Annotated in this window: 26 protein-coding genes and 1 pseudogene; 7 read left to right on the top strand and 20 right to left on the bottom strand. The window is 42.1% G+C overall.

Features of this window, described 5'->3' with window-relative positions; all coding sequences use genetic code 11:
* Positions 1–621: 621 nt before the first annotated feature.
* From HUG20_RS08610 to ilvA, 9 genes and pseudogenes are all read right to left on the bottom strand, one after another.
* Entirely contained in the window at positions 622–1,065 is a 444-nt protein-coding gene (locus tag HUG20_RS08610; protein ID WP_200090116.1) for a VOC family protein, read from the bottom strand.
* A gap of 122 nt (positions 1,066–1,187) precedes the next feature.
* Entirely contained in the window at positions 1,188–1,811 is a 624-nt protein-coding gene (locus tag HUG20_RS08605; protein ID WP_200090115.1) for a DJ-1/PfpI family protein, read from the bottom strand.
* A 464-nt stretch (positions 1,812–2,275) separates the two neighbouring features.
* A complete protein-coding gene (locus HUG20_RS08600; RefSeq protein WP_200090114.1) occupies positions 2,276–4,516 on the bottom strand; it encodes an ATP-binding cassette domain-containing protein in 2,241 nt (746 codons plus the stop codon).
* Between the two features lie 339 nt (positions 4,517–4,855).
* Entirely contained in the window at positions 4,856–5,098 is a 243-nt protein-coding gene (locus HUG20_RS08595) for a type II toxin-antitoxin system RelE/ParE family toxin (RefSeq protein WP_200090113.1), read from the bottom strand.
* Positions 5,099–5,350 carry a hypothetical protein gene (locus HUG20_RS08590; RefSeq protein ID WP_200090112.1) on the bottom strand — a complete coding sequence of 84 codons (252 nt, stop codon included), beginning with the start codon at positions 5,348–5,350 and terminating at the stop codon, positions 5,099–5,101.
* 732 nt (positions 5,351–6,082) lie between these two features.
* A pseudogene (locus tag HUG20_RS19140) lies at positions 6,083–6,211 on the bottom strand (IS110 family transposase); the annotation flags it as partial.
* A 239-nt stretch (positions 6,212–6,450) separates the two neighbouring features.
* On the bottom strand, positions 6,451–6,951 hold the full coding sequence (locus HUG20_RS08585; protein WP_200090111.1) for a HEPN domain-containing protein: 501 nt from the start codon (positions 6,949–6,951) through the stop codon (positions 6,451–6,453).
* A 410-nt stretch (positions 6,952–7,361) separates the two neighbouring features.
* Positions 7,362–8,114 carry a DUF3891 family protein gene (locus tag HUG20_RS08580; RefSeq protein WP_200090110.1) on the bottom strand — a complete coding sequence of 251 codons (753 nt, stop codon included), beginning with the start codon at positions 8,112–8,114 and terminating at the stop codon, positions 7,362–7,364.
* 13 nt (positions 8,115–8,127) lie between these two features.
* Positions 8,128–9,396, bottom strand: coding sequence for a threonine ammonia-lyase IlvA (gene ilvA / locus HUG20_RS08575; RefSeq protein WP_246476586.1), 1,269 nt, complete (start codon positions 9,394–9,396; stop codon positions 8,128–8,130).
* Positions 9,397–9,681: 285 nt separating this feature from the next.
* Between ilvA and HUG20_RS08570 the strand changes: the two genes are divergently transcribed.
* The 3 genes from HUG20_RS08570 (at position 9,682) to HUG20_RS08560 (ending at position 12,060) form a co-directional block, all read left to right on the top strand.
* Positions 9,682–9,864 (top strand): hypothetical protein, encoded by a 183-nt coding sequence (locus HUG20_RS08570; RefSeq protein ID WP_200090109.1) that lies wholly within the window; start codon positions 9,682–9,684, stop codon positions 9,862–9,864.
* Between the two features lie 80 nt (positions 9,865–9,944).
* Positions 9,945–10,271: a phasin family protein gene (locus HUG20_RS08565; RefSeq protein WP_200090108.1), complete on the top strand. Its 327-nt coding sequence runs from the start codon at positions 9,945–9,947 to the stop codon at positions 10,269–10,271.
* A 118-nt stretch (positions 10,272–10,389) separates the two neighbouring features.
* On the top strand, positions 10,390–12,060 hold the full coding sequence (locus HUG20_RS08560) for an ABC1 kinase family protein (protein ID WP_200090107.1): 1,671 nt from the start codon (positions 10,390–10,392) through the stop codon (positions 12,058–12,060).
* 48 nt (positions 12,061–12,108) lie between these two features.
* Here HUG20_RS08560 and HUG20_RS08555 read toward each other — a convergent pair whose 3' ends face one another.
* The 3 genes from HUG20_RS08555 to HUG20_RS08545 all read right to left on the bottom strand — a co-directional run bounded on the left by HUG20_RS08555 (position 12,109) and on the right by HUG20_RS08545 (position 13,329).
* Positions 12,109–12,471: a DUF1798 family protein gene (locus HUG20_RS08555; protein ID WP_200090106.1), complete on the bottom strand. Its 363-nt coding sequence runs from the start codon at positions 12,469–12,471 to the stop codon at positions 12,109–12,111.
* 11 nt (positions 12,472–12,482) lie between these two features.
* A complete protein-coding gene (locus HUG20_RS08550; protein WP_200090105.1) occupies positions 12,483–12,965 on the bottom strand; it encodes a MerR family transcriptional regulator in 483 nt (160 codons plus the stop codon).
* A gap of 124 nt (positions 12,966–13,089) precedes the next feature.
* Positions 13,090–13,329 (bottom strand): DUF370 domain-containing protein, encoded by a 240-nt coding sequence (locus tag HUG20_RS08545; protein ID WP_142086688.1) that lies wholly within the window; start codon positions 13,327–13,329, stop codon positions 13,090–13,092.
* A gap of 146 nt (positions 13,330–13,475) precedes the next feature.
* Here HUG20_RS08545 and recU point away from each other — a divergent pair, with 146 nt between their 5' ends.
* From recU to HUG20_RS08530, 3 genes are all read left to right on the top strand, one after another.
* A complete protein-coding gene (gene recU, locus HUG20_RS08540) occupies positions 13,476–14,060 on the top strand; it encodes a Holliday junction resolvase RecU (protein WP_200090104.1) in 585 nt (194 codons plus the stop codon).
* Between the two features lie 82 nt (positions 14,061–14,142).
* A complete protein-coding gene (locus HUG20_RS08535) occupies positions 14,143–16,743 on the top strand; it encodes a transglycosylase domain-containing protein (RefSeq protein ID WP_200090103.1) in 2,601 nt (866 codons plus the stop codon).
* Positions 16,744–17,039: 296 nt separating this feature from the next.
* Positions 17,040–17,252: a hypothetical protein gene (locus HUG20_RS08530; RefSeq protein ID WP_200090102.1), complete on the top strand. Its 213-nt coding sequence runs from the start codon at positions 17,040–17,042 to the stop codon at positions 17,250–17,252.
* A gap of 11 nt (positions 17,253–17,263) precedes the next feature.
* On the opposite strand, the gene HUG20_RS08525 is transcribed toward HUG20_RS08530, so the two are convergent.
* The 7 genes from HUG20_RS08525 to HUG20_RS08495 all read right to left on the bottom strand — a co-directional run bounded on the left by HUG20_RS08525 (position 17,264) and on the right by HUG20_RS08495 (position 22,243).
* Positions 17,264–17,419 (bottom strand): aminoglycoside 6-adenylyltransferase, encoded by a 156-nt coding sequence (locus HUG20_RS08525; protein ID WP_246476585.1) that lies wholly within the window; start codon positions 17,417–17,419, stop codon positions 17,264–17,266.
* Between the two features lie 69 nt (positions 17,420–17,488).
* Positions 17,489–17,686: a hypothetical protein gene (locus HUG20_RS08520; RefSeq protein WP_200090101.1), complete on the bottom strand. Its 198-nt coding sequence runs from the start codon at positions 17,684–17,686 to the stop codon at positions 17,489–17,491.
* Between the two features lie 659 nt (positions 17,687–18,345).
* Positions 18,346–19,731 (bottom strand): HAMP domain-containing sensor histidine kinase, encoded by a 1,386-nt coding sequence (locus tag HUG20_RS08515; RefSeq protein WP_200090100.1) that lies wholly within the window; start codon positions 19,729–19,731, stop codon positions 18,346–18,348.
* Complete coding sequence (locus HUG20_RS08510) at positions 19,732–20,388, bottom strand: response regulator transcription factor (RefSeq protein WP_200090099.1); 657 nt, start codon at positions 20,386–20,388, stop codon at positions 19,732–19,734.
* Between the two features lie 186 nt (positions 20,389–20,574).
* Complete coding sequence (locus tag HUG20_RS08505) at positions 20,575–21,198, bottom strand: HAAS signaling domain-containing protein (RefSeq protein WP_200090098.1); 624 nt, start codon at positions 21,196–21,198, stop codon at positions 20,575–20,577.
* Positions 21,199–21,208: 10 nt separating this feature from the next.
* A complete protein-coding gene (locus HUG20_RS08500) occupies positions 21,209–21,526 on the bottom strand; it encodes a PadR family transcriptional regulator (protein WP_246476584.1) in 318 nt (105 codons plus the stop codon).
* Between the two features lie 477 nt (positions 21,527–22,003).
* On the bottom strand, positions 22,004–22,243 hold the full coding sequence (locus tag HUG20_RS08495) for a hypothetical protein (protein WP_200090096.1): 240 nt from the start codon (positions 22,241–22,243) through the stop codon (positions 22,004–22,006).
* Positions 22,244–22,436: 193 nt separating this feature from the next.
* Between HUG20_RS08495 and HUG20_RS08490 the strand changes: the two genes are divergently transcribed.
* Positions 22,437–22,802 carry a DUF6431 domain-containing protein gene (locus HUG20_RS08490; protein WP_200090095.1) on the top strand — a complete coding sequence of 122 codons (366 nt, stop codon included), beginning with the start codon at positions 22,437–22,439 and terminating at the stop codon, positions 22,800–22,802.
* Between the two features lie 139 nt (positions 22,803–22,941).
* On the opposite strand, the gene HUG20_RS08485 is transcribed toward HUG20_RS08490, so the two are convergent.
* Complete coding sequence (locus tag HUG20_RS08485) at positions 22,942–24,237, bottom strand: transposase (protein ID WP_200085837.1); 1,296 nt, start codon at positions 24,235–24,237, stop codon at positions 22,942–22,944.
* Between the last annotated feature and the right edge of the window lie 540 nt (positions 24,238–24,777).

Raw genomic sequence — 24,777 nt, 5'->3', positions numbered from 1 at the left:
TCTTTGCCATCAGGCGGTGGACGGTGTACCCTTCTGTTCGACCCCGGCATCAGCCCGAATTGGCTATCCAGTTTCTGCCCACTTCCACAGACATCCAAAAGTCTACTTGCATTGAGCTTCATGGGTCACGCCCTTCGCACGAAATCCCCGCTTTTTGGGTCAGGGTTTCCAACTGCAACGGTGCGCAGTTTCACTCATGTGCTGGCCTCGTTCCTGTTGCCAGAAAGTCTTAGGCATGAGCTTCTTCACTACTATGGCGATCTCTGACTTCTCCCTCTCATCTCGATATCCTTGGCATGGCCTTGCGATATCAATACCTCCATGAGGAAGCAGGGAGACCTCAATGGGTCACATCATACACTTTCTCCCTAATCCAGCCCTCATAACACTTTGAGCGATCAGCTATTTGGACTTCCTGTTTTCTTGCACAGTCATCCCGCTCACGTGCCAACATGGGATTCAGCTCTGTTCAGGGATTTGCCTTCAGATCCTCCGCACGATACCTCACGGTCATCGCACTATCTGTTAGCTAATGCTTACCGGCTGTTCGGCTGCATTCGGGACTTACACCCTATAGTGGTATGTGCTGCCACTCGCGAAAGAACTTAGATTAAGTTTAATCTAATCCTTAATGATCAACATGTTTGAGTCATCGAATTCCCAGTTTGAACCGTACGCAACTTCCCAATAATAACCATCAGGATCAATAAAGTAACCTCCGTATCCACCCCATGATAATGTTTGTGGCTCCTTAACAACCTCGGCACCGGCTTTTTTGACGGATTGAAGAATATCATCAACTTCAGTTTCAGATTTCGCATTATAAGCAAGAGTGACACCCGAGAAACCCTCTTTTGACAATTCAGGAGGATTTTTTTCGTTGATATCCTTTGCCAATTCTTCAAGCGGAAATAACTCTAACTTTGATCCTTCATTTTTAAAGAACACAATGACAGGTTTTTCTTCGTCTCCTGTGACTGATGCTTCAAAACCGATGTCTCGGTAGAATTTAAGAGACTTACCAATATCTTTAACGCCTAATGTAATGAGATTAATTCTATTCATATTGAAACCTACTCCCTTTAAGTTTTGTTCATTGTTAAATTAGACAAATCATTAATAATCCCTGCTTACAAAAGAAAACGGCTTCGTTATTCTTATTCCGCATACGCGCTTCGTTCGTATATCTAATTGCTAAATTCAATGGTTTTTGCTATCCGTTCCGAGGCAGACCTACCCATAATCTCCTCGACAAGATATAATGCCATATTAATTCCTGATGAAACACCTCCGGATGTAATCATTCCTCCATCTTTAATCACTTTAGAATTAGTTTCTACGCCGATTTCAGGGTATTTTTCTTGAAATTTATTTAACGCTAAATGGTGAGTTGTTGCCTTTCTACCATTAAGCAATCCAGTTTCACCTAAAATAAATGATCCAGTGCAAACTGAGCATATGTATTCAATATCTTTACTTTTAATGATCCATTCTTGAACTTTTTGGTTTTTAACCATAGAAAGAACAGCCCTTAATGGTCCACCTGGAATAATGATGATATCCAATTTAGGACTGCTATCAATACTAAACTGTGGTACAACTCTAATTCCTGAGTGGGTTCTTATCTGCCGACCTGTTTCACTAATAGTAAATACTTCAAAAGGCATTTTAGATGGCAGCTGTTTTTTATAGAGGGAAATATACTGCTCTGCTTTTGTTTTTGCAGTAAGTGATAAAACCTCAGCTGGACCAGCAAAATCTAAAATGTCTACAAAATCGTATATTAATATTCCTACATTCTTCTTTTTCACAAAGTATTCCTCTCCTTATCAAAGCTGCCATAAGCAGAATGAGGGGTTATCTAATTCGATCCTACTAACTCCAAAATCTCAATACTGCCACTGTTATTTGTCACATAAAGTGCAAAACGAGTTTTAGCGTAAAACAGAGTAGAAGGACTATTCATTCTTATTCTGTTCAAGTAATACAATTATTCTATCCAATTTTTTTCAATGTTATTTGAATTGTTCTCTTTTACTAAATGAGCGATTAAGAAGGAAAGGAATAAGAACCATTCCAATAATAAAAATAAACCCTAACAGTGGTACTATAATAAAATCCACAAGCTACCCCTTCCTTTTCATTTTAAATATATTGTATCACTTTTTTAATTTTCCGAGGTTTCCATTGGTAAATGAGTGTTCCCGTATTCCATTAAAACGCCTCGTTTCTGGAATAGTCTTTTCTGATATTGGCTGGTATTGCAGAACACTTTTCAGTCTTCTCTAAGATACTGTGCTGTAATTGATCCCCCTTCATGAGTTAATTGCATAGGCGTGCCTTCAAAGATAATTTGCCCACCCTTGCGTCCTCCATCAGGACCGAGATCAATAATCCAATCCGCTTGTTTTATAACATCCATGCTGTGTTCAATCACTATCACAGAACTTCCATTTTCAACCAGACGAGTTAAAATGTCCAACAAATTGGTGATGTCCGACATATGAAGACCTGTCGTAGGTTCATCCAGAATATAGACATGTCCCTCTTTGTGTAACTCATCGGCAAGTTTAATCCGCTGGCATTCTCCTCCTGAAAGGTTGCTTAATGGCTGCCCCAATGTTAGATAATCTAAGCCTACATCATGTAATACCTGTAATTTACGGTAAATATCTTCTTTATCGAAAAATTGAAGGGCCTCAAATACTGTCATATCTAAAATATCTGAAATGGATTTACCATCTAACTTATATTGAAGGACCTCATCTTTGAACCGTTTACCATGACAGGTGTCACAAGTGGTTCTCATATCCTCAAGAAATGCAAGATCCATATAAATAAATCCATTCCCCTGGCATTCCGGACAAGCCCCTTTTGAATTAAAACTAAAAAATGATTTACTTATCTTGTTAACATTTGAAAAGGAATCTCGAATGGTATTCATAATGCCCGTATATGTCGCCGGATTTGACCGAATTGAGGTACCTACGGGCTTTTGGTCGATAACAATGGCATCTGGATGCTGTGCCACAAACTCATCAAAAATCAATGTACTTTTCCCTGAACCAGCTACACCAGTAACTGCCGTAAGCACACCGCAGGGAACTTGAACAGTCACGTTCTTTAGGTTGTGTTTTGAGGCTTCGGCAATGGCAAGATATCTGTTAGGTTGGCGGGTTTCCCTATTGATCGATTGTTCAGTCCTCATATACCTTCCGGTTAATGTATCAGCATCGTATAACCCAGGAACGCCTCCTTCATAGACAATTTCGCCGCCGTTTGTACCAGCCCGTGGCCCAACATCTACAATATAATCTGCGATTTCAATAACATCCCGGTCATGTTCCACCACAATTACTGTGTTCCCTTTGTCTCGAAGTTTTTGCAGCATCTCATTGAGTCTGTGCACATCACGAGGGTGAAGTCCGATACTCGGTTCGTCGAAAATGTAAATCATGTCTGTCAAACTGCTATTGAGATGTCGTACCATTTTAACACGTTGTGATTCGCCGCCCGATAAAGTTGATGTTTCTCGATTTAATGTAAGATAATAAAGTCCCATGTCCATGAGATTCTGTAATCGACCTGCAATGTTGGAAGTAATCGGTCTTGCTATTGGATCTTTTATTGTTTCAATTACCTTTATCAGTTCTCCTACTTCCATAGCAGTGAACTGAGCAATGTTATAACCATTAATTTGACAATTTAATATTTCTTGATTTAACCGACTTCCATTGCATGCCGTGCAATGTGTTAAGGTAATAAACTTCTTAACATTATTTGATAATTGATTGATCTCATTTTTTAAGTACATGCGTCTAAACCTGTCTACAACACCTTCAAAATACTTGACGGGTTCATTTTTTAAGGGCAATACGATTTGCTTGTCTTTTCCATATAATAATGTTTGCCACTCTGTATCCGTGTAATCCATTAACTTTTTGTCTGGATTGAATATACCTGAAATTAAATGCTTCTGCCAATACCAAGTCCCCACGGAGAAAGTGGAAAACAAAATCGCTCCTTCATTAAGCGACTTTGTGGTATCGAATAACTTTTCTATATTCGGCTTTATCCTTCGTCCGATTCCCTGGCACTTCGGACACATTCCTTCCGGATTATTGAAAGAGAAAACTTTGGATTCGCCAACAAACGGTTTTCCAATACGAGAAAATAACAATCGTAATAATGAATAGATATCTGTGATCGTGCCAAGTGTTGAACGTGCATTTCCTCCTAAACGTTTTTGGTCAATAACCATTGCAGGGGAGAGATTATCAATAGATAAGGCATCAGGTTTACTGTATGTAGGTAATCGATTTTGCATAAATATCGTAAAAGTCTGGTTCAACTGGCGTTGGGCTTCCTTACTGATCGTATCAAAGACAATGGATGATTTTCCTGAACCAGATACACCTGTAAATATGGTGATTTTCTTCTTTGGAATTTCAAGGGAGACGTCTTTTAGATTATTTTCGTTTACTTCTTGAAGCTTGATATAACCGTTTTCGTTCACCACCTGCACCTCCTTAAGGATATTTATTTGGTATAAACTTTAACGTTTAAATTGCATATGACGGTTTATTGGATTTCTGGTTACATCTGAATTTATGTTTTCTGATATCCCTCATTACTCGGGCATACACCCTAATGAGTTATTCAACAATATGGCCTCGTTTGTTGAGTAACTTATGTTCCCAATCATATAAGTTTTGGTTCTTAACCTCCATTGCATGTGAACACACAATGCGACGCTTTTCTCGGCAGCAGATTAGATTTTCCCGAAAAACCAGGCCAACTCGCATCGATGCTTGTATCCATTTTCATCTATCCTGGCTAGAATGCTTGAAGTATTCTATATAACAAGTTCCCGGTCTTCAGAAAACGAATAGTAAACAACAAATTTATCAATGATTATTTTATAACTGCCTTCCCATCCCTCTTTTCCAACTGGTATGCTTGTTCCTAAAAGAGAGACTTTTTCTTTAATGTTTTTGAGCAAACGTTTTTTGTACTCTTTTGTCTCAATCGAGGTGAAGTGGCGACTGCGAATATTATTTAAGCCTTCTAATGCTTGCTCAGTCCATTCCAAATTCATTTATATTTCTCCCTGATCAATCATTTCCATAACTTCTTCTGTCGTATAGCTTTTTCCTTCCAATATATCCTTTTTTGCTTGCAGTAATTTTTGTTTTAATTCCGGATCAGCTTCAACATCTTCTGTAACCGTTGTCGCTGGCTCTTCAGTTAGATATAGGTAATATTTCTTTCCATCTACTTCGATAACGGTATCACCATCGTGGATGATTCTTTTCATTAATTCTGCACTTTGCCCTTCAAGTTTTTTCAAACAATCATCTCCTTGGAGCGCTTCGGCTTTATCTTTATTATACAATAATTGAAATGAAGTCGCGATCGATCTTTGAACAGTGAAGTAACAAACCACTTTATATGAAAAACCAGACCAACCCTCACCGAAACCCCGCATCGCCATCTCGCACTGGATGCGCGCCCCGTTTCACACATCGGCATCGGATGCGATCTTAAACAATCGCGCCTATTAATGGAATTGCAATAACATGTGAAAAAGGGTTTAGCATCCTATGATTCACCTTTTAAGGTGGACCCCATTGTCAAAACACATATTAGAAAAACAATATAAATACACAAGTTCTAGGTATAACTTCTTTACTGCACATCACTAGTGATGCATTAAGTTAACACTCTAATTGTCAAGCAAAAAGACCCGAAATCCGCTAAAAAAAAGTATGGGATTTCTGTCCAAAAAAAACACAAAAAAACCTTATAATGAGAGGTAACGGTGGTCCACGTCCAAATCTCTCACTATAAGGAGTCCCTATGGACAAGGATACCACAACAACCACATTTAAAGAAACTATACATCCGTTAAATACCAAAAAGGTTTTAGAAGATTTTTTAGGGGTCGATCGATACGTCAAAAAATTAACCTATGAAAAATTGGTTGCCCTGATGATTTATGCACAGATCTACCAAATGCCAAGCGCGAAGCAGTTAGCGTTGACCCTCAAGAATAGCGAAGAACTCCAAGAAAGCGTCAATCTTTCTTGCCAAATTCATAACCGCGATCATCGACCGCTCGTGCGACGTGTTTGTCCTTCGCAATATCAATGCCTACAATCAATGTTTCCGGTGTGATTTGCTCGAGTTTTTCATTCGCGTTATAATTCATTTTGAGTCCTCCTTGGTTGTTTAATTAGGAGTCGATCCGGATCGACATCCCGTATGATACCAAGGGGGACTCATTTTTGTTAAACCCCAAATTCTTTTATGACAGGAATGCTTAGCTTTTTTTAAAAAAACGGCCAAGCTTATATGTCAGAATATGCATAATAATATTTTAATTAGCTTGGAGAGCAATTCTCAGCGAATTTTATGCATCGCTAGTGACTGCACATGGAGAATAAAAATTCACTCACATTTTTTATTATAATGAATTACGCTGTGAAGCGTAAATAATAATTCCATCAAAAACTGAAAATTATATGCCCTATTCCCTCGCTCATATATATAACGGAAAATCATATATGCTTGACCAATATTATCAAGTTCTAGTTCAAATTCATCTATTGAAATATTTCCACAGGGGTGCTTTTTCTTTAAATCTTCTTGTATTTTCTCAGGTAATTTTTTATATAATTTATAGAGATTATGTTCTTTTCTGCAGTTTATATACTGTTTTAAGAGCAAATATTTTAAATATAGTTCACATGCAAATGAAACATTTGTTAAAAAAGCGTTCTTATATTCACTAAGAAACATATCCTTACATCTGGATGATACTTCAAAATACGCATTCGCTTCATTAAGACAATTTTCTGACCATCTTAAATAATCTTCATATGATTTCAATTCTGTAGAAGGGTTTTCATCCATTTTGAGGTATGCTATCGAACGATTCTCATCTTCCATAAAGATTCACTCCAGTAAAATCTACAATTTCTTCACTTATTTACTGTTGAGACCTTCCAACTCTTAAGCCATCCCCATCTTTTTTGATCCATATCAAGAGCGAAATGATCAAACATCACTGCAGCTATTATCAAAAGAATCGCTAAAAACGGATTAACCACCCTTATCGCACCCTTTTCAAGTCAGAGTTATTCAACAATCTGGTCGTTAATTGAAGATTATTTTCTGTAAAAATTCCCTTTGGAATCATCAAATCCAAAGGGATAATCCTTCGCAACTTTATTTTAATTCCACACCCATACCATATAAGATACGGATGCTTTAAAAGCCGAAATAAACACATGGAGTGGCTAATTACGTGCGAACCAGCCGGGTGCCCCGGAACCCGAAAGCCCCCGTCCCGTTTGCCTTCATTTCGACAGGAGCGTGACGACCTGCGTGGATACCGGCGTACGGCCATACGCGTTTTTCCATCCATACTTCCGAATGTTTTCCTTGGGCACTCGCCGCAGTTTTAATGGGAATTGCACTTCAGCACTGATGGGTGCAGGTGTTAGCTCAATTTCTTCTTCATTTTTCCAAGCGGGGATGACCGTTTGATGATTCAAGAAATCAAAGTGCATCGTGAACCCGTTTCGAAACCAGGAAACTTCATCTTCTTTCCGGACGCCCGGGTTATTCATGCAAGCAAACAGCGAAAGTTCATCGCACATTTTTAAAACCGAAAGGGCTGTTTTTTCATCTTTGCTTTCTTCTGCCCCCCGCAAGCGTTCCCATCGTTCTTGCTCCTCCGCTTTAAACGCTTCTGCAGCATCTGTGTTGATCCGAGCAAAAAAGGAATGCAAATGGCGGCTTACGAGCAGCCCCGCCCATTCGTCCATCATTTCCGTTTCATTGATTCCCGTTTGATAGGCAGCGATTTTTTCGCGCTCGGGATAATCGGTGAAATCATAAGGCCTTTCTTCGGCGTCATTCCATATCGGATGCGTGTCCAGCGAGATCCATGCCCGGTCATGTTCGGCAATCGCTGTGTGCAAGCTTTCCTTCCACCCTTTTTGCTCAAGCAATGGGTCTCCCCATTGTCGAAATAGAGCACCGCTTAAGCGCGCGTGTTCGTCTTGATGAATACACGCCAAATGCTTTCCTGCGTCTCTTACGATCATTTCTTCCCTCCTCCTACAAAACAAAATTGAACATGTTATCATCCGCGGAGATTTTATCGACAATAAAACCTTCCGCCCGCATCCGTTCCATCAAAACCGGGTAATCATTCGCATCGGCCAACTCGATGCCGACGAGTGCAGGAGCAATTGATTTATTGTTCTTTTTCGTGTAATCAAAGCGGGTAATGTCATCATCGGGCCCTAATACATCATTCAAAAATTCCCGCAATGCGCCTGCCCGTTGTGGGAAATTAACAATGAAGTAATGTTGAAGGCCTTCGTATACCATGGAACGTTCCCGCATTTCCGCCATTCTGCCAATATCATTGTTTCCGCCACTGACAACGCAAACGACCGTTTTACCTTTTATCTCGTCCTTGTAAAAATCCAACGCAGAGATCGGCATTGCCCCTGCCGGCTCGGCAACAATGGCGTGTTGATTGTACAATTCCAGGATCGTCGTGCAAATTTTCCCTTCCGGAGCGAGGACAATATCATCGACGAATCTGCGGCAAATCTCATACGTGATATTTCCGACTTGCTTTACGGCTGCGCCATCCACAAATTTGTCCATTTCCTGTAAGGCAACGACTTCATTCTTCGCGAGGGAATTTTTCATGGATGGGGCGCCTCCCGGCTCAACACCAATAATTTTCGTGCCGGGGCTAATCGATTTAACATAGGTGCTTAAGCCTGAGATCAGCCCTCCTCCACCAATGGAAGAAAACAAATAATCGATGTTTTCATCGATGTCATTCATGATCTCCATCCCGACCGTTCCTTGTCCGGCGATCGTTTTCTCATTATCGAAAGGATGGATAAACGCCATATCATTTGCTTCTTGGTAGTGAATCGCTTCCGCGTAAGAATCATCAAACGTATCGCCGGTGATGACGACTTCAATATAGTCTTTGCCGAATTGTTTTACCTGATCTCTCTTTTGGCGCGGGGTCGTTGTCGGCATGAAAATTCTCCCCGGAACTTTCAGCGCCCGGCAAGCATAAGCGACTCCTTGCGCGTGATTACCGGCGCTTGCGCATACGACGCCATTTTCCGTTTGTTCACCGGATAGGGTCTTCATTAAATAATAAGCGCCTCGCAATTTAAATGAGCGAACGAGCTGCAAGTCCTCGCGCTTTAAATAAATATTCGCATCATACCGATCGGATAAAACCTCGTCCTTTTGCAACGGGGTGTGTTTCACAATATCTTTTAACGTTTGGTAAGCAATGATTACATCTTCAATTTGTAACGGACTCGTGGTCATTTCCTTTCGTGTCATCATACGTAACCGCCTTTTGTCATCGTATTCTTTATCATCCATTAAATTTAACATATTTATCGTCTGTTTTGCCATGTATAGCAACAATTTTACATCCGTCATGAGTGTGTGGGAAGCTTACGCTCATGAATGATAGAGCTTTTTTTGTGACACATTAACCAAAGTTTCATCTTTTGCGTCGGGTACCCGATTTCACGGACAAGTATTTTCTAATTGAGAATTGCTAAATTGCTTCCAAACTTCTATAATGAATGTGATTGAATAGTCATTGAAGGAGGATGTTCCATGAAAATGAAATTAATCACCGGCCTCATCGTTATGTTGTTCGCCATTGTTCCGGCAAATATTGTCCATGGTGCAGCGACGACCCCTCACGATGCCGAACCTTTTCTTGTAAACAGCATCTATGTTCTATCTGCAGGTACGATTGTTTATTTCATCATTTCCATGTTTAAAGATAATGATTAGGGAACACCTCCCATACGTTACGCCATCCTGCCGTTTCCTCGGGAAATGAAATAAAATAATAAAGATAGGAGCGATTTTTCATGAACGAATGGCTCAGAAACGGTTTTTTTCTAGGTTTAGGCGCTGCTGTCGCCGGCAAAGAAAAAGTGCAAGCGTATCTGGATGATCTCGTCACGAGAGGACGAATCACCCCCCGAGAAGCGGAAGAATTTGCCGAAGAATTAATTCGCAAAGGGGAAACGAAAGAGGAAGAATGGTCGCAAACGTCCAAAGACCGTGTCAAAGGGGTTTTTAACGATATGGGAGTGGCCACCCGCGATGATGTCGAGCAATTGGAAGCGAAAATTGAACGTTTGGAAAACATGCTAAAACAGTCCGGGACAGATGATGACACAAAGCCTTCATAATATCACTCGCTCTCCGGTGCGTTTCTCAACACCACAATCATTGATGAACCTTGGCGATCACCGATTGATCGTCATTCTTTCTTACACTTTAAGAGCATCCTAAAAAGGAAGATGTCCATTGCTCTCTACAGGATTGAAACACGCCAATCGCTACCGAAAAATTGCCACCGTGTTGGCCAGACACGGCTTTGGTTATATTTTGCAAGAAGTTGGTCTTTTTCACGTTCTATCGTTGCCAAAGCGTTTGGCCACGAACCCTAAAGACCCCAATTATCGCTTAATCGGGGAGCGCATTCGTAACGTAATGGAAGAGCTTGGCCCGACCTTTATCAAATTGGGCCAAATGATCAGTACGCGCCGCGATTTATTTCCCGACTATATCGTCGATGAAATGCAAAAATTACAGGATGATGTGCCTCCGTTTAATTATGCAGAAGTTAAAAGAATAGTGGAACAAGAGTTGCAAGCGCCGATTAATGAAGCATATGCTTCATTTTCCGAAGAACCGCTCGCGGCTGCTTCCATCGGCCAAGTACATAAAGCCCAGCTTCCCGACGGGACCGTCGTCGCTGTCAAAGTATCCCGCCCAAAAATCAAAGAAACCATCGAAAAAGATTTGGACATTTTGCATGACCTTACCCGCCTTTTGTCCCAACGATTTCATTGGGCTCAGTATTACCGGTTGGAAGACGTTGCCGATGAATTCGCTGAAGCCATTCGCAATGAAGCGGACTATACACTGGAACTGCGCAACACGGAAAAAATGCACGTGAATATGCAAAAATTCAGCAGCATCATAACTCCGGAAGTTCATCCGGCCTATTCGACCGGTAAAATGATCACGATGGCTTTTATGGATGGCATAAAGTTTAAACATTGGAAGGACGAGCAAGAAGGAGACCATCCCAAATTGGCTCGTGAACTTGCGGACGCTTTTCTGCACCAAGTGCTCATCGACGGTTTTTTTCATAGCGACCCCCATCCCGGGAATTTACTCCTCACCGCTGACGGCAAGTTATGCTTACTTGATTTCGGACAAGTCGGACGTTTAAACCGTTCGATGCGTAATGATTTCATTAATTATGTGATTGCCATGACGAAAAGAGATCCGGAGGAAGTTGCCCGTATGGTCTACAACATGGCTGATGTTCCCGAGGATGTGGACGCTGAAGAATTTGCGGACGAAGTCGAACATTTATTATCAAAATATTACGATCGCCCATTTGAAGAGGTGCGCATCGGCGAAGCGCTCAACGATATTTTTTCCGCTTCGCAACGCTTTCGTATTCGTATTTACAAGGAATACACGCTGCTTGCAAAAGCCGTGATTACGATCGAAAGCGTTATTTCCGAGCTAGACCCCGGATTAAGCATTGTGGAAATCGCGGAACCTTACGGGCGATTGCTTGCCCGCGAGCGGATAAATCCAAAAACATGGTCTAAAAAATGGCTCAAAGAAGCAAAGCGGCAACGGGACACCTTGCTCGTATTGCCCCACTCATTGAAAGCGGCATTGGCGAAAGTCAATGAGGATGAGCTCTCTATTGGGATACGGCTGCCGAAACTCAACATTTTTTTGAATAAGCTTGACCGGATCAGCAACCGAATTTCGTTTAGTTTAACGCTGCTTGCGTTTTCCATTATTATGGTCGGGTTGATCGTCGGTTCAACGTTTGGCGATTCTTCATCCTTTCTTGTGCAACTTCCCGTCATTGAAATTAGTTTTATCATTTCGTTTCTTATGTTCTGTCTCATCATCTTCTCTATTTTTCGTTCCGGACGATTTTAAGAGCATTCTGGAATAGCAAAAACGATAGCGGGACCTGTCGGAACCCTGCTATCGTTTTCTTGTTTCCAATTCTTCGAGTACGATATTCAAAATGTACGCAATTGCTTGTTGCCGTTCTTGATAACGCTGCTTTTGTATATGCGGTTGAAAAGATTCCGTGGCCAGTACGTACATATTTTCATACGTATGCTCCACCTGGTCGGGATGCAGTACACCGAGTGCGCGTTTGGAAAGGAGCGATTGCACGTCCGCACGCCACTCCTCGGCTCTGGCCTGTACATCGTCCACGAAAGGAACGATCTCCTCTTGAAACGAAAACGATCTGCCTTCGTCAACCGCGTTTCGATAAAAGTTTGCTTCTTCCATATCTTTCGATAAACGCCGGCTCAGGGCGATGATTTCTTTTTCCATGATCCAACCTTCTAACTTGAAAATAAAAACATATTTGCTAATTTTCCCCGTTCTTTCTTCGGACCTTCAATCCTTCGTTCGGGTTCAATCTTTTCGACTTGCAAATCTTTCAGATCTTTTTCCATCGCGGCCAGGGAACACTGAACGTCGTCCAATTCTTGTCGATGCTTAAGGAGTTGGAAACTAACGACTTCATCGGCTTTTTGCTCGATCATATTTTCAAGATGATCCAACCTGCGCAAAATGTCATCCATGCGCTTCTCCGCTTCTTCGTATGTCGGCTTTGCCTCTCGTTCAATGAATGGTTCCTTTTCCTCCGGCATCTGCGTGGACTTTACGGTTCGCAAACGGTCAATGGAGTTATGGTCATATAAATAGTGGCCACGGTCATTCGTTTGCACCGGAATTTGATATTTTCTTACCCACGTTTGCACCGTCTTTGGGGCAACTCGCAATACTTCAGCGACGTTTTTCGTCTTCACCAAGGTTGCCATCCTAAACACCTTCCTTTTCACGCTTGTAACTTTTAAGTTTCTCTTTTCGTTAAAAGAAACCTGCAAGCCTGACAAAAGAGGTGTCTATTCGGCAAAGGTTCCGGGATTTCGCTGCATGTTTTCCTTAAGCATCCAATCTTTGCGCGACGGTTTCCGGATGGATCGCCGACAAGATTAAGTGCTCGCTGTCCACCAATATAATGCTTCTCGTTTTGCGGCCATTTGTCGCATCGACGAGCATCTGGCGCTCTCGTGCCTCCTGAATCATCCTTTTGGTCGGCGCAGAATCTGCTTGTACGATCGAAACGATCCGACCCGAAGGCACAATGTTGCCAAAACCGATGTTTAAAGGCTTCTGCGTCATAATATGCCTCATTTCCGTAATATTGTTCCCAATGAAAGTTTAACATTTCAATGGACAAGGCGAAAGGTGGTTCTATAATTCTTATATTTATGGTATTATTTAATGTTGATTGGAAACCATGCATAATGAAAGGATGGGGAACTCGGTTGCGCTTTCGATACCCCAACGGAAAATTATATACGTCAAAAAAAACGTCCTCCTCCCTTCCTGCAACGAACAACGGGAATCGGGGGATGCGGTTGGAAGATGATATCAACGAATCGATCGCTTACTATCGGCGGGAAAAGTTGGCCGTCATTCACAAAAAACCAACACCCGTGCAAATTGTTAACGTCGACTATCCGGCAAGAAGCCGGGCGAAAATTACGGAAGCCTACTTTCGGCAAGCTTCCACAACTGACTACAATGGGGTTTACCGTGGATGTTATCTCGATTTTGAAGCGAAGGAAACGAGACAGAAACAATCGTTTCCCTTTAAAAATTTTCATGAGCATCAACTGCGTCACTTAGCGGATGTGGATGAGCAACAAGGGTGCGCCTTTCTGATCCTTCGCTTCGCGGAAACCGACGAAATTTTTGTAATGAAGGCTTCTGTTTTTGTACAATTAAAAGAGAGAAGCACACGCAAATCATTACAAAAGCAAGTGATTGCCGAAAATAGCTTAGCTGTGTCGAGTGGTTTCATTCCGCCGATCGATTTTTTACCGGCTGTGCATCGGTTATTTTTTTAGGTAACTGCGTAACAAATAAGGACAAACGTCGACAAATGTATGAGGAAAATGGCTCATTCAGAAATGAGGGAACCGTAATTCTATGTCCGAATATAGATCGAGAACTGAAAAACGGCGTGCCCGGGAAACGGCGCGTAAAGGAAATAAAAACACTAAAAAACGGAGGAAAAAGAAAAGTGGCGCTTTAAAGAAGAGCTTGGTAAGCGCGCTCATTGTCATGCTTGTTGCCATTATCGGCGGAACAGCGACAGCGGTAGCGATGATTTCAAACGCCCCTCCCATTGATGCCGATGAGCTGGTGTTCGCAGAAGGTTCAACGATTTATGACCAGGATGACAATGAAATTTTTCGCTTACAAGGGACGGAAAATCGCACGTATCGTGATATTTCGGAAATGCCCGAGCACATGAAAGATGCCTTCATTGCTGTTGAAGATTATCGCTTTTACGATCATATGGGTATTGATGTCCGCCGGATTGGCGGAGCCATCACTTCGAATATTACGCAAGGTTTCGGTTCGGAAGGCGCGAGCACCATCACACAGCAGCTTGTTAAACAAGCTTTTTTGTCCACGGATCAAACGATTGAAAGAAAAGTGCAAGAGCAATGGCTTTCCGTGCGCATGGAACAACAATATTCCAAAGATGAAATCCTGGAAATGTATTTGAACATTAATTATTTTGATGAAAGCGCTTGGGGGGTTGGCGAGGCTGCCATTCGTTATTTCAACAAAGATGATCTAAGCGAACTCACGGTGGCCGATTCAGCTGCATTGGCGGCCATTCCACGGCGCCCCTCCTATTATAACCCGGAAAGTAACCCTGAAAATGCCGAGGAGCGACGAAACTTGGTCATTTCCCTGATGGAGGAACAGGAGCTAATCACAGGTGATGAAGCCGCCGAGGCAAGAGCGGTCGATATTGAAGATCAACTGGATTACACGCCTGCCGAAGACGAGGGGATGTATGAATCATTTGTCGATCAAGTCATGAATGAAGTGGAAAATATCGAGGGGATTGAAAGCGCGGACTTGTATGCTGCCGGTTTTGATATTTACACCACATTGGATCCAGACGCCCAAGCATACGCCGAAGACGTGATTCAAACCGATGATTATATTGCCCAATACCCGGATAATGAAGATTTTCAAGTCGGTTTTACCCTGCTGGATACCGAGACCGGAGCCTTGCGCGCAATGGTCGGAAATCGTCAGGAAACCGATGAGCAAAGAGGCTGGAACCACGCGTCCACAGGTGGTGGCCAACCTGGATCTACGATCAAACCAATCCTTGATTACGGACCGGCCATTGATTATCAGCAATGGTCAACGGGAGAACCGCTCGTCGATGAGCCCCATTCGTATACCGACGTTGATGAAACCGAGGTGACGAATTACGGCGGAGGCTACAGCGGTGAAGTGACAATGCGTGAAGCCCTCGTGCGCTCTTTGAATATTCCGGCCGTGAAAGCGATCCAGGAGGTCGGAACAGACGACGCACAAGCTTTCGCGGAAGGGCTTGGGCTCGACCTAGGTGATGAAATTTATGAATCCTACGCATTGGGTGGTACCGAAGAAGGCGTGCCGAGTTTGGATATGGCGGGTGCGTACGCAGCCTTTGGCAATGACGGCGTATACAATGAACCGCACGCTGTCCGCAAGATTGAATTCCGGGACGGTCGGGAAATCGAATTCTCCCCTGAATCCGAGCGCGCGATGAATGACTACACCGCTTATATGATTTCGGATATGCTCAAGGGTGTAGTGAGCGATTCATCGGGGACCGGACAGCGGGCCAACATCGAAGGATTGCCGCTAGCGGGCAAAACCGGCACATCGAACTTTGACAAGGATCAACGGGCAAACGTGCCTGAGGGCGCGGTTCCCGACGTTTGGTTTAACGGTTACACGACCGATTATACGGCAGCTGTATGGACCGGCCACAGCAATCGTGGAGACGGTTATTTAGCTGCCGGTGAGGAGCAACAGATCGCCCGGGATATTTTTAGGATAATCATGTCGAACGTCCACGAAGGGGAAGACACCGCTGACTTCTCGCAGCCTAATTCCGTTTGTGAAAGTGAAATGGAAGAAGGCAGCGGGCAACTACCGAGTGATTTTACCCCGAGTAATGAGATCACAACGGAGCTATTCATCTGCGGAAACGAACCACAGGAAACCTCCGACACCTATGAAGTGGATGCTTCGATTTCGGAGTTGGATGCCACCTATGATGAAGAAGACGAGGAAATCGTCGTTAGTTGGGACTTTCCAGAAGATGAGGCGGATGATGTCACGTTCTCGGTCAGCCATGATCCCGGGGATGGCATGAGTGAAGTTGCCGATAGCGATGAACAAGAATACGTTCTTTCCGAACCCGAATCCGGTGAGCACAGCTTTGAAGTGGTGGCAACACAAGATGGAAACAGTATCGACTCTGCCGAAACGAGCGTAGACGTCCCGGATGGCGTCGAGGATGACGAGGACGATCCGGATGAGGACGAAGAAGGACGTACCGAAGATGAGGATGACGAGGAAGATGATGAAGAGGAAGAGGAAGAGGAAGAGGGAGATGGAGACGAGGATGAGGATGAGGATGACGATGAGGACAACGAGAATGATGAAGAGGATGACGAGGACGATGAGGATGACGATGATGACGATGATGACGACGAGGAAAATTGAAGCAACAAAATCCTAAAGGCACATGCTGAAGCCATCGAGTAGCAGAGACCATATACGGCGGTTCCGGTCAAGTCAAACGAAGACGTTCACATAACGGTTTAACAAGTTTTTCAACCCGTTGTTCGTCCAGTATTGGGTGCCGAGGGTTTTGTGTAGGATCGGGCTATGGGCGATATGCCAATAGCCCTTTCTTGTGTTCGCCCATGTCCATGCTTTTAGAGCGTGGAATTCCGAGGACCATAAGGTTTTTGAATTTCGCCTTCAACTTTCTTCCACTGAGAAAGGAGATTTCTAACATGCTTTCCATTAAGCAAAAAACCCTTGCACTTCTGGCAACGTACGGAGGGATGACGCTGCAATGGCGTAGACATCAAAACAGACGCGTCAAGCCCCCGCAGCGCCGGTGTTGCGCGAGGAGGCTTGACCGTTCGTCCGCGGAAAGCGAAGCCATGGAAGCGGCATCCCGGCTTCAGCTGATAGCTGCAAGTTGTTCAGCAATCCTTAAATAACGGGTAACATGTTATGCTTCTTCGTGCGGATACTCAAAATAGAACACATCAGCAACGATTTTTGCATGCTTCTGAAACAATTCTTTCATTGTAAACAAAGCTTCCCAAACTCCTTCATCACTGCCATCTGCATACGTTAGAAGGAGTGATTGCCAATATTCTTGCATTAGAAATTTTTCTAAATACTTTCCGAATTTCCCAATACTAATAGAAAAGTTTGTTTCTAATTGGGCTATTTAAAAACTAATGTATTGCCAACTAATAATTACAAAAAACGCCCCTGCCAATACGATATATCCAGAAAATATTGTAATCTTTCCTGCCGTAGATATCTTCCTCATCCATCCAAATTTTTCAAGATTCACTTTAAAGATGCTATAACTCCCGTAAGTAACAGCAACAATTATAAGTAAAGCTATTAATGGGTGAACCATGAAAACACCTCCTGATATTACAAGACTTCCTCAATTAAAGCCTGGTTCTGGTATAATTTGTATTTGATTAAGACACCCCAATTCCGGAAAATTTTACATTCATTCTTGAGTTAAACCTTTCGATTTGTCCTGAAAATAGTGATTTTTTTACATTTCCATGTTAACATCAAAACCTTTACACATCTAATTATTTTAAATATATGTACCTGTCCTCTGTTTCAGTGACGAAACAATGACGACTTCATCACTTTATATGCTGTTTATAATTAATACTAAGCGTTTATTTCCCACTGTTTTAATCACAAATATCGCAAAGAATATGCGTTCCTCTAATGCTCAATCTATAAAATCACCATAAGAATCCATACATGAGTGTCATTCCATATGAAATACTGCCTGACATTCGCAAAATGGTTCAATACGTTTTCCCTTTGATTATGGCACAGCAAATTGTATATACTTTTGCATCTACTCTGTTGAACCATCTGATAAGTCTGTCGGGCGCTCACTTTCCAACGTTTGTTTTTTCGTGAAGTGAACTGGTTGGATAATGGAGTTCACCATAGCGATTTCTCCTCTCCTTTGTTAGTGTCACTTCACAGAAGGGGCATTCTGTGAAGTGGCATTGATGGATCAAAAAAGGAACATGCGTGTAAACTTTATTCCGAAACTGGAAATTCCATTGAAACTATTAAGCCTTTGTGGGGGGCATCACTTTCAAGCGTTAGGTTACCACCATGGGCTTCAACAATTCTCGCAACCATTGGTATTCCAAGTCCATGACCATGTTTGTCAGGTCGAGGTTTTTTTGATGTATAAGGCAATTCGGTGACATCTGCTATGTCTCTCTTTGGTATCCCTTTCCCGTTATCTTCTACGATCAGGTAATATTTTGACCGATCCTCGGATAAGTGGGTTTCCAACATGATGTCGCAACCTTGAGGATTATGGCGGATGCTATTTTGGACCAGATTACCAACTGCTCGGGACAATAGTTTCTCATCTCCAATAATCTGGATGCTTTCAACCAACATGTTTAGTTCAATATTAAACTTATCGTCTAACCCATCATTCAAAAAGTCTGTGACAACCTGTCTAACCAAAACTGAAAGTCGAACCTTCTTTAAATTTATCGGCTGCATTTCGTACTCGAGCATCGAAACCAAATTCAGATCATTGATCAGTGAACCAAGCTTTTCCCCTTGCCGTCGAATAACAGTAGCCTGATTTCGTTGCTCGTGCGTTAAGTTCGTATTATCTTCCATGTCGCTTGCATAGCCAAGCACCATGGAAAGTGGTGTCCGAATATCATGCGAAATTCCGGCTATCCAGTTAGACCTTGCTTCATCTCTTTCTTTCAATGCCATTGTTTTATTTTCAAGCGTAGATGAAGCGGCATTAATACTTTGCGCCAAATCACCAAATAGCCCACTATGATCTAATTGAACGTCTTTTTCCTTACCCAGATTATGGACTGCAGTTACCAAAGGGCGTATTTTTTTTATGAGCCGTGAACCCATGATGATCGAAATAAGCATAGCTAAAGCAATATTAAATAAAAACAGAAGCACTAATCTCAATGGGAATGATTCAATCCAGTCTGACAAAAATTGAATTTGGTATTTCCAATAACTATCCTGAGGATAGCCCATCACAACTAAGCCATTCTCATGCTCCCAAATATAAACAGGATAATCATTTAGATAGTAACGGGAGAATTGCGCAACATCTACCAAATCGTAGGAACGCGGCAGATCATCTGGCAAACGATAGTTCCATTGAACGTCGCCATCGTTACCAAGTAACATCGCCCAAGCCTGATTATCTTGCAAAAGAGCCTCACTATGCTCATTCAGATCATAGCTTCCGCCCTGTATGTTTAAATCATCAGCAACCTCCTCTACAACGTTCTCAGGTGAAGGTTCTTGGTTGATTTCAGTGAAAACTAGTGTGCCTAATAGGAAGAAGTTAATCAGAAGAAGAAATATGGAAATTAAGATCGTCGTAACGACATAGCGTCGTAATATATGAAGAACGCCTTCCACTTAACGTTGCTCCTTCCCTATCAGTTTATAACCAAGTCCCCGAACGGTGAGTAGATAACCGGGCTTGGAAGGCTCTTGTTCGATTTTTTCTCGAATTCGCCTAATATGAACCATCAATGTATTTTCGTAACCGTAACTGTCATCTCCCCAGGCAGATTGACATAGAGCATCGTTCGTGACAATTCTTCCTTGATTCTCGTACAATTTTACAAGAAGCGCATGTTCCTTCGCTGTCAAAGGTACGGTGTTTTGCTTGTTAGTTACCACTGCACTTTCTAAATCAACCGTCTGGTCACCTAATTGGAAAATAGGTAATCTTTCTTCTGTGTCAGAGGAGCTATAGGTACGTTTTAGGATGGCGATCAAGCGCAATACCATCTCGCGAGGTAGGAACGGTTTTACGATATAATCATCTGCACCTAAGCCCAAACCTAAAATTCGATCTTCATCTTCACCGCGAGCCGTCAAAAATAGGGCAGGCATATCCGAAAACTTTCGAATAGAAGTGAGAAGCGAGAAGCCGTCCCCATCAGGTAACATGACATCCAGTATTGCAATATCAGGTTTAACCGACCGGCATAAAGATAAAGCTTGAGAGCAATCACCGGCTTTATAAACACGTGTAAAACCATCTTTTCTTAGAAAGTTTTCAATCATCACTTTGCTGGGTGGGGGTTAACAGCTTTTTGTGAAGCATTGTGTGCTGGAGTATTTTCAGCAACTGTTTGCTCTCAATATCCAGACTAAATTCAAAAAAATAATCCAATTTTAGCTTTAAGAAACACCACCGATTTTATCGGTGGTGTTTCTGTATAAGCAAACCGTTTCCATGTCTATATAGGTTTAATAATAGTTTATGATTTTCCTTTTATATAATATTCGCAATGACATTATATAAAAGGAAAATATTATGAAAAATATAATCAGATATATAGTTGAAAATGTTGAAATAAAATCATCTTGCCCGATTCTCCAACCATAAAAAAAGAGGGGTAAAGCAATAACTAATAACATAGTTAAAATGCCTTGACGAAGGTACTTTAACCTTTGTTGATTTAAATTTGATTTAAAGTAGCCAAAAAAGGAAACTGTACCAACTATTAATTGAAGAAGAAAAACTGTCATAATACCAGCAATAGAAGCGTTAAATTCTCCATGTAATATAGGTAAAGCTAAAGGTCCAAATGGTGCAATCACTGAAACAAACGCTAATTTAAATTTTGTATCATGTGCATCTAACGAATGTTTTTTTGCTTTATAATGTTCGTTTAGAATATCATCGGCTAGCTTTTCAGGCGAGACAAAAGACTGCAATGTTTTCTTTTCAGAGGAATCACTTTTATCTTTTATCTCATACAAGTGATCACGGATTTCATTTATTTGCTGTTTTTTTTCTTCTTCAGGTAGTGGATGTAAGTGGTATTTTAATATATCTAAATAGGTTTCAATTGATGCATATTCTTTCATATTTGTGCTTTCACTCCTTTAAAAGCCGTAAAAAATCATACACATTTTCTAAACGTTTAAAGTTACTCAATGCTATAGTTCTCCCTTCTTTTGTTGTTTCATAGTACTTTCGAATACGTCCTTTATGATACTCCTCAAAAGAAGAAGCCCATCCTTTTTTAATTAATCTTTGTAAAATGGGATAAATGGAACCATTGGCTAAAGTAAAGGTATGGTTTTCTTGAAGGTAAGTTGTAATTTCATAACCATACATTGGCTTCTTCGATATTAAAAAGAGTACAACTAATTCAAAAATTCCCTTCAACAATTCAGTGTTTAGGCTATTCATGTTTTTATTTTCCATATCAAAATTGTATGTCATTTACATATATATGTCAATGACATACATATGGTGTATGCATGATCGACGGAAGCCAATTCTTTAAACATATGATATACTGGACGGAACAATAGAATGTCGTTTCTCAGGGGTAGGAGTTTACCGTTTGTACCTTCCACCCGTCGCTAACGGGTAGAAGGGAGGTGAACGGTCATGTATGTCACGTACGAGTCATTGATGCTATGTATTGCAGTTGGCACACTCGTTTATTATGTCGTGTCACATGATGAAGATAAAAAAAAGTGACTACCCCTGGGATTAGCCATCTAGTAGGTAGTCACCTTGCACAAAGGTGAACTTCGCCTCTGTGGGACGAGTTCTATTGGGAGACCGTCGGTGTATCAGCACCGTTCGGTCTTTTTTAATGTATGCCTTTTCTATCCATAGTATACAATAACATCGGTTTTATGGCAAATTTAGTGGATATTATATATCTTCTTTCATCTTCATCATAGCACGTTCTGAAGCTACAACAGTTTTCTCTAACATGCGAGCATGCCTTGCAGCATAGCTGTCTAAAACTAGAATAATGGCTTCATCTTCGGATATACTTTTTAATGTCATAATTCTTTCGATTTGGCGCTTAGTGTCGGCGTTTATAAGGTTTTTATCCACGCTATCCCCTTCCCTTTCTTGTGAATTTCCAAACTTCTCTTTTTTGAGCATCTAAATGTTCATCGTTTTGTTACCTCATCCAAAAATACCTGAAGGTCATACAGGGCTTTGTGAGTGTTGTAAGTGATCACATTAATTCCGAACAAAACCCTACTATATTTTCAAATTATTTCAGATGTTTAAGTGAAACCTTCTGAAATAATGTGCTAAAGTTTAAGCAGATTATTTCGGAAGGATTTTTTTTATGATTATTCATGATTTTGAGATGGATTTGACCACGTATGCCGAAAAGGGCTTGGATAATGATTTTCCCGCCTATGCCTGCCCTAATCCAGAATGTTCTTCCATAAACATCCTTCATCGGCATGGGTTTTATTGGCGTTACGGGATCGCTGAGGAAGACATCGAGTACATACCGATTTGTCGGCTTCAATGTCCGGTTTGTAAGAAAACCTTTGCCATTTTGCCGGACTTCCTCATTCCCTATTACCAACACACCTTACATACCGTTCTCGATCAAGTGGAAAACGTGTTGAGCTTTTTGCGTTGTAACGATTTTTGCGCTTTAGGCGTAAAAACGGGACCAGGTTCACTCCTGGTTTTTTGTTGAAAACGCCTTAAAATTTCCTTCCACGAACCAAAATCGCTACTATTCGAATATCATTCGTTTTTATACCTCAAAAAAGACACACGTACCCTGTTATCCACAAAAACTGTTTTAAAATTCGGTTTCCCACATGTGGATGCTTTCAGGAAACCAAGCTTCGCATTTTTTCCGGGCGGCCTTCTTGGATATGGCCTAAAGCCATCGCCAACATCGTGCACAGAGCCAACCCAGTTTTCATTTTCATCTTCTTTTGCCCGCGTGTGGTATGCTGTTCGAAGCCAAAGGAGACGTCAAGCCGGCTGTTCACACGTTCCACGGCCGTTCGTTTCGCGTATGCCTTCGCCCATGTGTAACTGGCTCGATCGATCGGCGTGAAGATCCGGCGGTCCTCCTTGAGCGGAATCCGAATTCCTTGGGCAATCGGACACTCCGCTTGTCCTTCACAGGTGATGCCATATTGTTTGGCCGGACAACGCTTTTTGAGGGTGGCTCGATCTTTCTCAAAGCCCCCATTCGCCATTTCGCGCTCTTTCCCGGTCAGCGGGCAGTGACAGTACACGGTGCCTTTATAGTCATGCGTGACATTTTCAATGTCCATCAGTTGGCGCGTGTCCTCGCCATCTTTCCACATGTCCCGGATATCAATGACAGGCTTGGTTTGATGGTCATCCCACAGCCGCTCAAGCATTTTGGTGTCATCGTAACCGCGATCACCGGCGAGTGTTTCTGCTTGTCCCAAAAGCCAAGGGCGTTCTTTTTCAAGCTCATTGATCATATCATGACCGGCGTTAATATCGGGCACCGATGCTTTCGTAACTGAATAAGCCACAGGCAATTCATAGGCCGCGTCGACGATCAGGTGGATTTTATAGCCGAACCATTTGATCACTTTGTTCCAGATCGTCCCGTCTTTGTGTTTCCCCTTATATTCTTTCTTCCCATAATCGGCATCGGTATCACGGCGTCCGTCAGGATCCTCATCCTTATGTTTTCCCTTCGCAAAAGAGTCTACTGCCTTACCATCGATCGCAAGGGCCTTCCCGAAATCAGGGAGGAGCTCGCTCAATTGTTCCACCATCGTTTCAAAAATCGCTTCAACCTTTGATTCGTGCGCCCGCAGCTTTTTTAAAAAGCGCGTATATACATAAGCAGGGGGCACGATCACGGTGAGGCCACACAATTCGCGTAGCTGTCCATTGCGGCTCAATTCCCGACGCAATGATTCAATCGATGTGTGCTCAAAGACAACCCCTGCAAGCATCGTATTCCACATCGCGCGAACAGGGTATTCATTTCGCCCTTTATATCGTTTTTTCTCCAACGTTCGCATCAACGCTTCATCCGGTAAATAATCGAGCACCAAACGTAAGCGTTCCAAATCTCCAAGATCCGCAAGATCTTCCCATGAAAACAAGCTCATTTGTGGTATAATAGCCATAACAGGTGACCCTCCAGGGTAATAGTTGGTTTTTTGTCTATAACTATTCTAACCCACTAGTGGAGCGGTTTCACCTGTTTTTTTATGATTTGGGGTCGATGTATCAGGATCCGTGCTTTTGACCTTCGCCAAGCCTTTAATTCCGTTTGATTTTGGGAGAAAATATTTTTTTACGTCACTCGCACCCCTTGTGCGGCAACGGTTTTGAAACAGCGCAATTAGCTCGTGTTGAAAAAGAAAAAAGGACAGATCCTTCGCCAGCTTGTCGCTTTTTACCTGCGGCGGTTTCTTTATTTCCTTACTTGGTTGCACAGCTTCTTCATGGATCAGAGGGTTGCCCTGAACGTCCGGTGTAAAAAAGAAAATGCCACAAAATACCTGACAATGATCCGAGATTTTGGAGAATCCACCTTCCTAAAAAGGTCAAAGGGTCATTTATCAAGCTATTTTATGGCACGACCAGTATAACATAATCAAATTATTTCGGCATCAGGGCACCGCTCATTCGTTGTTTTGGCCATCCCACATAACGTTTGCGTA

This window comes from Salicibibacter cibi (assembly GCF_016495865.1).
GTDB lineage: Bacteria > Bacillota > Bacilli > Bacillales > Marinococcaceae > Salicibibacter > Salicibibacter cibi.
Note: the sequence above shows the minus strand (reverse complement) of the source record. Positions and strands in the feature narration are given on the sequence as shown.

What these genes read in the sequence shown, in the direction of transcription:
- ilvA (WP_246476586.1), bottom strand. Translation starts at nt 9,396, where the DNA reads ATGACACGAAAGGAAATGACCACGAGTCCGTTACAAATTGAAGATGTA.
- HUG20_RS08595 (WP_200090113.1), bottom strand. Translation starts at nt 5,098, where the DNA reads ATGAATTTGGAATGGACTGAGCAAGCATTAGAAGGCTTAAATAATATT.
- HUG20_RS08510 (WP_200090099.1), bottom strand. Translation starts at nt 20,388, where the DNA reads ATGATTGAAAACTTTCTAAGAAAAGATGGTTTTACACGTGTTTATAAA.
- HUG20_RS08505 (WP_200090098.1), bottom strand. Translation starts at nt 21,198, where the DNA reads ATGAAAGAATATGCATCAATTGAAACCTATTTAGATATATTAAAATAC.
- HUG20_RS08565 (WP_200090108.1), top strand. Translation starts at nt 9,945, where the DNA reads ATGAACGAATGGCTCAGAAACGGTTTTTTTCTAGGTTTAGGCGCTGCT.
- HUG20_RS08555 (WP_200090106.1), bottom strand. Translation starts at nt 12,471, where the DNA reads ATGGAAAAAGAAATCATCGCCCTGAGCCGGCGTTTATCGAAAGATATG.
- HUG20_RS08550 (WP_200090105.1), bottom strand. Translation starts at nt 12,965, where the DNA reads ATGGCAACCTTGGTGAAGACGAAAAACGTCGCTGAAGTATTGCGAGTT.
- HUG20_RS08495 (WP_200090096.1), bottom strand. Translation starts at nt 22,243, where the DNA reads ATGCTCAAAAAAGAGAAGTTTGGAAATTCACAAGAAAGGGAAGGGGAT.
- HUG20_RS08500 (WP_246476584.1), bottom strand. Translation starts at nt 21,526, where the DNA reads ATGAATAGCCTAAACACTGAATTGTTGAAGGGAATTTTTGAATTAGTT.
- HUG20_RS08570 (WP_200090109.1), top strand. Translation starts at nt 9,682, where the DNA reads ATGAAAATGAAATTAATCACCGGCCTCATCGTTATGTTGTTCGCCATT.
- HUG20_RS08530 (WP_200090102.1), top strand. Translation starts at nt 17,040, where the DNA reads ATGCTTTCCATTAAGCAAAAAACCCTTGCACTTCTGGCAACGTACGGA.
- HUG20_RS08585 (WP_200090111.1), bottom strand. Translation starts at nt 6,951, where the DNA reads ATGGAAGATGAGAATCGTTCGATAGCATACCTCAAAATGGATGAAAAC.
- HUG20_RS08490 (WP_200090095.1), top strand. Translation starts at nt 22,437, where the DNA reads ATGATTATTCATGATTTTGAGATGGATTTGACCACGTATGCCGAAAAG.
- HUG20_RS08535 (WP_200090103.1), top strand. Translation starts at nt 14,143, where the DNA reads ATGTCCGAATATAGATCGAGAACTGAAAAACGGCGTGCCCGGGAAACG.
- HUG20_RS08580 (WP_200090110.1), bottom strand. Translation starts at nt 8,114, where the DNA reads ATGATCGTAAGAGACGCAGGAAAGCATTTGGCGTGTATTCATCAAGAC.
- HUG20_RS08545 (WP_142086688.1), bottom strand. Translation starts at nt 13,329, where the DNA reads ATGACGCAGAAGCCTTTAAACATCGGTTTTGGCAACATTGTGCCTTCG.
- HUG20_RS08485 (WP_200085837.1), bottom strand. Translation starts at nt 24,237, where the DNA reads ATGGCTATTATACCACAAATGAGCTTGTTTTCATGGGAAGATCTTGCG.
- HUG20_RS08520 (WP_200090101.1), bottom strand. Translation starts at nt 17,686, where the DNA reads ATGGTTCACCCATTAATAGCTTTACTTATAATTGTTGCTGTTACTTAC.
- HUG20_RS08610 (WP_200090116.1), bottom strand. Translation starts at nt 1,065, where the DNA reads ATGAATAGAATTAATCTCATTACATTAGGCGTTAAAGATATTGGTAAG.
- HUG20_RS08525 (WP_246476585.1), bottom strand. Translation starts at nt 17,419, where the DNA reads ATGCAAGAATATTGGCAATCACTCCTTCTAACGTATGCAGATGGCAGT.